This is a genomic window from Saccharothrix xinjiangensis (assembly GCF_039527585.1).
In the GTDB taxonomy this organism is placed as follows: Bacteria; Actinomycetota; Actinomycetes; order Mycobacteriales; family Pseudonocardiaceae; genus Actinosynnema; species Actinosynnema xinjiangensis.
This window is the reverse complement of the sequence record NZ_BAAAKE010000019.1, coordinates 171,282-177,407: the sequence shown is the minus strand read 5'-3', so window position 1 is coordinate 177,407 and position 6,126 is coordinate 171,282. Positions and strand designations below refer to the sequence as shown.

At 62.1% G+C, this 6,126-nt stretch carries 6 protein-coding genes; 3 read left to right on the top strand and 3 right to left on the bottom strand.

What is annotated here, in order from left to right; genetic code table 11:
• Positions 1-492: 492 nt before the first annotated feature.
• Both ABD223_RS30015 and ABD223_RS30010 read right to left on the bottom strand, forming a co-directional pair.
• Positions 493-1,065 (bottom strand): NUDIX hydrolase, encoded by a 573-nt coding sequence (locus ABD223_RS30015; protein WP_344039957.1) that lies wholly within the window; start codon positions 1,063-1,065, stop codon positions 493-495.
• A gap of 89 nt (positions 1,066-1,154) precedes the next feature.
• A complete protein-coding gene (locus tag ABD223_RS30010) occupies positions 1,155-2,879 on the bottom strand; it encodes a hypothetical protein (protein WP_344039956.1) in 1,725 nt (574 codons plus the stop codon).
• A 789-nt stretch (positions 2,880-3,668) separates the two neighbouring features.
• Between ABD223_RS30010 and ABD223_RS30005 the strand changes: the two genes are divergently transcribed.
• Positions 3,669-4,781, top strand: coding sequence for a lytic polysaccharide monooxygenase auxiliary activity family 9 protein (locus tag ABD223_RS30005; protein ID WP_344039955.1), 1,113 nt, complete (start codon positions 3,669-3,671; stop codon positions 4,779-4,781).
• 150 nt (positions 4,782-4,931) lie between these two features.
• Here the strand turns inward: ABD223_RS30005 and ABD223_RS30000 are convergent, their stop codons facing one another.
• Positions 4,932-5,360 carry a hypothetical protein gene (locus ABD223_RS30000; RefSeq protein ID WP_344039954.1) on the bottom strand — a complete coding sequence of 143 codons (429 nt, stop codon included), beginning with the start codon at positions 5,358-5,360 and terminating at the stop codon, positions 4,932-4,934.
• A 121-nt stretch (positions 5,361-5,481) separates the two neighbouring features.
• Here ABD223_RS30000 and ABD223_RS29995 point away from each other — a divergent pair, with 121 nt between their 5' ends.
• Positions 5,482-5,712, top strand: a complete 231-nt coding sequence (locus ABD223_RS29995; RefSeq protein ID WP_344039952.1) for a ribbon-helix-helix domain-containing protein — start codon at positions 5,482-5,484, stop codon at positions 5,710-5,712.
• Complete coding sequence (locus tag ABD223_RS29990) at positions 5,699-6,046, top strand: type II toxin-antitoxin system PemK/MazF family toxin (protein WP_344039950.1); 348 nt, start codon at positions 5,699-5,701, stop codon at positions 6,044-6,046. Before ABD223_RS29995 ends, ABD223_RS29990 begins: the two co-directional genes overlap by 14 nt.
• The last annotated feature ends 80 nt before the right edge of the window (positions 6,047-6,126 follow it).

Here is a 6,126-nt window from a genome sequence, read left to right as displayed (position 1 = left end):
CCTGGACCGGCACCTGCCACACCTGCCGACAACCGGTCCAGGCCACAACACCACCCATAAAACCGCAGGTCAACACCACCTAACAAAGTCCTACTAGCCGCAGCCCATGGAGAGGGCCTTGCCGCCGCAGGCCGTCACGACGAGTCGCTACGAGCGTTCGACGAGGCGCAAGCCCTGCTGCCGTCCAACCCGATCGACCCTGAGATGCCCTTCCTCCTCCTTAACGAAGCGCACCTCACCCGTTGGCGAGGAAACGCCCTCGTCCGCATGGGCAACCAAGACGCGATCAACAACCTAGAAGGTGCGGCGCGAGAACTGGAATCATCCCCGCGCTCGACCATCCGCGCTCAACTGCATATATACGTAGACCTAGCATTTGCCTACGCTGCCGCAGGCGACAGCAAGGGAGCGGTTGACTACACCCGTAAGGCGAAGCAACTAGCCTCCCGCATCGGCTCTAACCGCCAACAACAGCGCTTGGCAAACTTGGAACTACCTCACGCCGGAGGGACCGGCGTTGCGTGAAGCCAAGTAGAATAGCAGCGGCACAATCGCGCCGGAACCAAGCACTTCGCCGCGCCTGATCAAATCTAGCATTCGACCGATGGGAATCCACTCGATCCGAGCAGCCTCCTCGGCATCTGTCGGCTCGCCTACCTTCTCTGCTTGCCGCCAGATGTAGGCGTTCACTGGAGCGTCTACCATGCCGGGCAGAGGTTGAAAAGTGGCAATGTGCTCTGGCTCGCCAACCGGCCGCCAACCGGTCTCTTCCTCAGCTTCACGTGCTGCCGTTACAGCAGGATTCTCTCCTTCTTCCACTAGTCCGCCAATAATTTCGTATCCCCACTGGTTCACGGCAAAGCGATAACGCCATAGAGTCAGCACTTCATCCTGCTCATTAACCAAAAGCGCTACTGCAACATGATGAAGTCTAACCACATGGTGCTCAAAGCGATTTCCGTCCGGCGGTTCGACATCGACAAGGTCAAGCTTGATCCACTTATTGTCGTATATAGTTCGCCTGCCGTGAACGTGCCATACGAGACCGTCGCGAGAATCTTCCACGAGAGGAAGAGTACTTGGTTCAATCCTTCTGCACAATCGAACCCCGACGGTACTTCTCACTCGGTAGGATTTGGTGTAGACTCGCCATTCTAGGTGCCTTCCTCTGTCGTATTTGATGTTTTATTGGCGGCGATTTGCTGCTTCATGAGCTCAGTTATGTTCGTTAGGCACTCGGTAATGCGAGTGCTGACAGATTCAAAGGCTTCAAAATTGGACATATCGGAGATTCCGAGCGTCACGCGGGCGTTTTCTTTTTGGCTTCCGGCAAGATGTGCAATCCCGCCTTTTGAGCGGAAGTTCTGCAGTTCAAAAAGGATTGAAATCGTATCGGCTGGTGCCCCTATCTGCTGTACATACTTTTGGAGAAGTCGCAAGGATTGATCCCCTTTTTCGCGGTTGATCACGTGAATCTTAAGTGGAGTGGGATCGATTCCATCTACTAGAGACTTGGTTAGAATCAACAGAGATGGCCCTAGGGACGAGCCATCCTCAGTGAGGGGTCCAATGAGCGAGTTGAACTCGTGCAGTAGTTCACTGCTGAGCGGCTTCCATAGGGGAGTCCCAAAAAGTTCAGTTGATACCTCAACGGCTTTCGCTCGTGCGCGACGCAGATCTCCTGGAATATCTTTCGAATGGGCCGCCTGGTTCAAAAAGTCGCGTCGAAATCTCCCTTCATCCATTTCTCCTTCTGGGGGTACATTATAAGAGCGCCAATGTCCCCATTCTTCCGACGGCAAGTCACTCCCGAGGTCCCCGAGGTAAACCTCTACAAGTCCAATGCTATTGAATGAAATGTCTACTCCCCAAAGATTCAAGCATGTAAGTCTTGAGGAGGAAATGTTGTATCGTCCCGGCTCGGCAGCGTATGGTTGTAGAACCTCCCTCTTGAAGTAAACGGGGGTCAAGTAGTGGAGTCTTGTTCCGTCCTTATCAAAGTAGGTTCCCAGCTTGTCCGGATCGCAGATATGAGTGAGCGGCTGGCCGGTGGCAGAATCAAGGCCGTATATGAAAGTAGGGTAATCGCGCTCCTCTGCACGCTCCTCGGAACGCGGCAGGCGCGAGGTCCTCAATCCCTTGATGATGTACTCGCCGCTTATACCTGAAAATGCAGAGCGGTCATTCAGTGCGCCTAGCTCATGAGTGCAGAAGAAGTCGACATGAGCCCAATCGTTTTGAAAGGTGCTATCGACACGGTCGAAAGGTGGAGCATCAATCTTACTCGTGTAATCGATCCGTATAAGTGCGTCACGATTGCTTGCCGCGAGAAAGGAGCGGAATTCGAGGACTCTAACCTCCACCTTCCAGCTGTCCGGCGTAACCTCCCATCGGATTAGCTCTTGTTCGCGTCCTGCGCGATTAAGGTAGTTCCATCCATCTTTTACAGGGAAAGCGTCCCAATACCAGAGAAATGGCAAGCTTACGTCAACAACTGCTATAGAAGATCCGCTAGGACGTCGTCCCTGGGTGAAAAACTCGGCGTATTTCCCTCTGGATGACTCCGTCAATCCGTTATCGAAACCGCCATCACTCCATACTGCAAAATCTCCTAGATCTCGACCGACCCATCTTGCGTTTTGCAGTACTTCGGATGATTCTTCAGACTTAACTAGGACGCAGCTGCATCCTCCGTGTTCGGGCTCTGAGAAAAATTGTTCTGTTATAGTTAGCCAACCGCTTGGATTCGGAGATACTGATCTTAGCCTCCCCGTTGGCCAAAGTTCTGAAGGAAATTCTTCCTTGGGGCGCTCCCAAAGGTTTGCAAGATTTTCTGACGGCTTACTTCCGATGTAGCCAGGTATGGATGGCATACTCATTGAACAATCTTATAATATTTGTGCTCGATCCATGCTTCGACACGCGCAGATTCGCTGCACTGTCACAGTCGGTGACAGTGTGGAAGCGGACTGTAAAGTAGTATTCGCCTGTAACGGCACGTCTCGGCACGGAGCGCTCGACCGCAAGCATGATCAACGGTCCATGGCTGTGTCCATGAACCCAGGCCGGTGGAGCCAACGGTGCCGTTGTGCTTGAACTCAATGTGATGTAAAGCCGCAGGTCGGCGTCGTATGCAGTGTGACCTTGGACACTCATAATCCGTCAGGTCGTGGGTTCGAACCCCACCCGCCCTACCATCTCTGCTGGTCAGAGATAGCGGCGGTACCTGGCTCCAAGATCATTGCCACACTTTTGCCACACTTTACGGCCGAAATCCCTTATCCGCTTCCGACGCGTCGACCGCCTTCCGGGCGGTGCCTCCACGCGCCATGCGAACGTCCTGGGTGGTCGACGCTTCATCATCGTCGGAGCTTGCGGTGCGTCGTCCGCGACGCTGTCGTGGCGAGCGCATATCGCAACTTTGCGCAAGACGTCGGATGGCCGCTGACGTGGGGTTGGACGGCCGTACGCCTTCGGGCCGCTCGGCTGATTCGCGCGACACATACCTGAATGGCGGATGCCGGGGGCGGGGAGCACGCTGACACTGGGCCGCGCTGGGAGCGCTCCCAGAAGGGGTTGGGCAGGGCCCCTGGGAGCGCGCCGCCGGTTCCGTCCCGCACGGGAACCGTGAAGGCACGTCGTCGATCAACGAAGATTGGGCGGTAAACATGCTGCACCTGTCCGGAAGCGCTCCCAGGCATTCGCGGGGCGTTTCGACCACAGGGGTCCCGTCCCGGACCGGCGCCATCTGGCGGATCTCGGCGGCCGTCGGCTCCTGCCTGGCGCTGCTGACGACCCTGCTGGTGACCTTCGGCGCGGGCACCGCCTCGGCCCACGGCGCGGTCAGCGACCCGCCCGCGCGCCACTACGGCTGCTACCACCGCTGGCCCAACGGCCCCACTCCGCAGATGGCCGCCGAAGACCCCATGTGCCACCAGGCGTGGTTGGCCGACTCGGGGGCGATGTACAACTGGAACGGCCTGCTGCGCGACGGCGACCGCGGCAACCACCAGGCCGCCGTCCCCGACGGGCAGCTGTGCAGCGGCGGCATGACCTTCAACGGTCGCTACGCCGCCTTCGACGAGCCCGGCAACTGGAAGACCGTCGACCGGCCCAGCCGGTTCACCCTCAACCTGCACGACCAGTCCTCCCACGGCGCCGACTACATCCGCGTCTACGCCACCAGGCAGGGCTTCGACCCCAAGACCCAGGCCCTCGGGTGGGGCGACCTGGAACTCGTCACCCAAACCGGGAAGATCCCCACCGGCACCAGGACTCCGGTCGAGGTGAACGCGCCCGGCCGCACCGGCCACCACGTGCTGTTCACCGTCTGGCAGGCCAGTCACGCCGACCAGGCGTACTACTTCTGCTCGGACGTCAACTTCACCGACGGCGGCCAGCCCACCACCACGACGCCGCCGACCACGACCACCACTCCGACCACCACCACGACCACGACCACGACCACTACGACCGGCGTCCCCTCCCGGAGCTGCACGGCCGCCTTCCGCATCACCGCCCAGTGGTCCGGCGGCTTCCAGGCCGAGGTGCGCGTGACCGCCGGCTCCACGGCCGTCACCGGCTGGACGGTGGGCTGGACCTTCTCCGGCGGTGAGCGGATCAACTCGATCTGGGGCGCCACCGCCACCACCGACGCCGGCGCCGTCACCGCCCGCAACGTCGGCTACAACGGCTCGCTCGGCGCCGGCGCCTCCGGCACCTTCGGGTTCGTCGCCTCCGGGACCGCCGGCAGCCCGATCCTCACCTGCACCGCGTCCTGACCCGCCTGCCGGAACGGCACGGGTCCGCCCACCACCCCACGGCGGCGGTGGGCGGACCCGCGGCCTGTTCGGCCGCCACCGGCAGGTCCCGCGAAGCCCTCGGTCGCCCGCGGGTGACTTCGACCTCCGCCAGATCAGCGCCTCCCGGGGCTACTCGCCGATCTTCTTCGCCGACAGGGTGATCCACGTGGCGCAGTCGACGACTGCGCCCGCCGCGACGCTCTGGGCCGTCGTGGTCCAGTTGCGGTCCACCACCAGCAGTCGGCCCTGGCCCGTGGCGTCTTCTTCGCGGAGCATGTAGAGGCCCGACGCCTGCATGGTGTCCTGCGCGGTCTGGTGGACGAGGCCCACCACGTTCGGCACGGTGCACGTCTTCGGCGCGTCCGGGGTGTCCGGCACGACCGGCGCTGTCGGCGGGGCGGGCGGGGCCGGCGGGGCTTCGGTCGTGGTGACCGGTGGCGCCTGGGTGGCGGTGGGCGGCAGCGGTTCGTCGGTGGTCGGGCCGTTGCCGGTGGTGGCCTGCGGCGAGCACGCGGTGAGCAGGGCCGCGGCTAACAGGGCGGCTGGGAGGAGCTTCACGTGGTTCCTCTCGGGCGGGTGCGTTCGACTCCAGCCTTACCCGGTCCGGCCGTGCGGGGTCGAGAGGTGCGTCCGGTCGGGGTCGTGTCGGGCCGGTAGGAACGTGGGTAGCATCAGGGGTGTGAAAATCAGTGTGAGCCTCCCCGAGGAGGACGTAGAGTTCGTTGATCGCTACCTGCGGCAACACCACAGCGCCTCGCGGTCCTCGGTGATCCACCAGGCCATCACCCTGTTGCGCGAGTCCGGGCTGGAGAACGCCTACGCCGGCGCGTGGGAAGAGTGGGAATCAGAGGGTGAAGCCGACATGTGGGACGTGACCGCGCCGGACGGTGTCGTCGATGCGGCGAGGTGACATCTACTGGGTGGACCTGGAACCGGTGCGCGGCGCCGAGGCCAACAAGGTCCGCCCGGCCGTGGTCGTGAGCAACGACGCGGCGAACCGGGCCGCCGGGCGGGGCGGCCGAGGGGTCGTGACCGTCGTGCCGATCACCTCGAACACCGCGAAGGTGTACCCGTTCCAGGTCTTGCTGCCCGCCAGGGACTGCGGGCTGGGCACGGACTCCAAGGCGCAGGCCGAGCAGGTGCGCACGGTCGCCGCGGCCAGGCTCCGCGCCCGCATCGGCGGCCTGCCGCCGGCCGTGCTCAAGCAGCTGGACGAGGCGCTGAGGCTGCACCTCGCCCTGTAGGGCGACGGCTCGGGCGCGCGCCCGCCTGCCCGCGTCCTCCGGACGGGGCCGGGGGGGGGGGGGGGGGGGGGGGGGGGGGG

Excerpts from the sequence above, each read along its gene's own strand:
- ABD223_RS30010 (WP_344039956.1), bottom strand. The coding sequence starts at position 2,879 with ATGAGTATGCCATCCATACCTGGCTACATCGGAAGTAAGCCGTCAGAA.
- ABD223_RS30005 (WP_344039955.1), top strand. The coding sequence starts at position 3,669 with ATGCTGCACCTGTCCGGAAGCGCTCCCAGGCATTCGCGGGGCGTTTCG.
- ABD223_RS29990 (WP_344039950.1), top strand. The coding sequence starts at position 5,699 with ATGCGGCGAGGTGACATCTACTGGGTGGACCTGGAACCGGTGCGCGGC.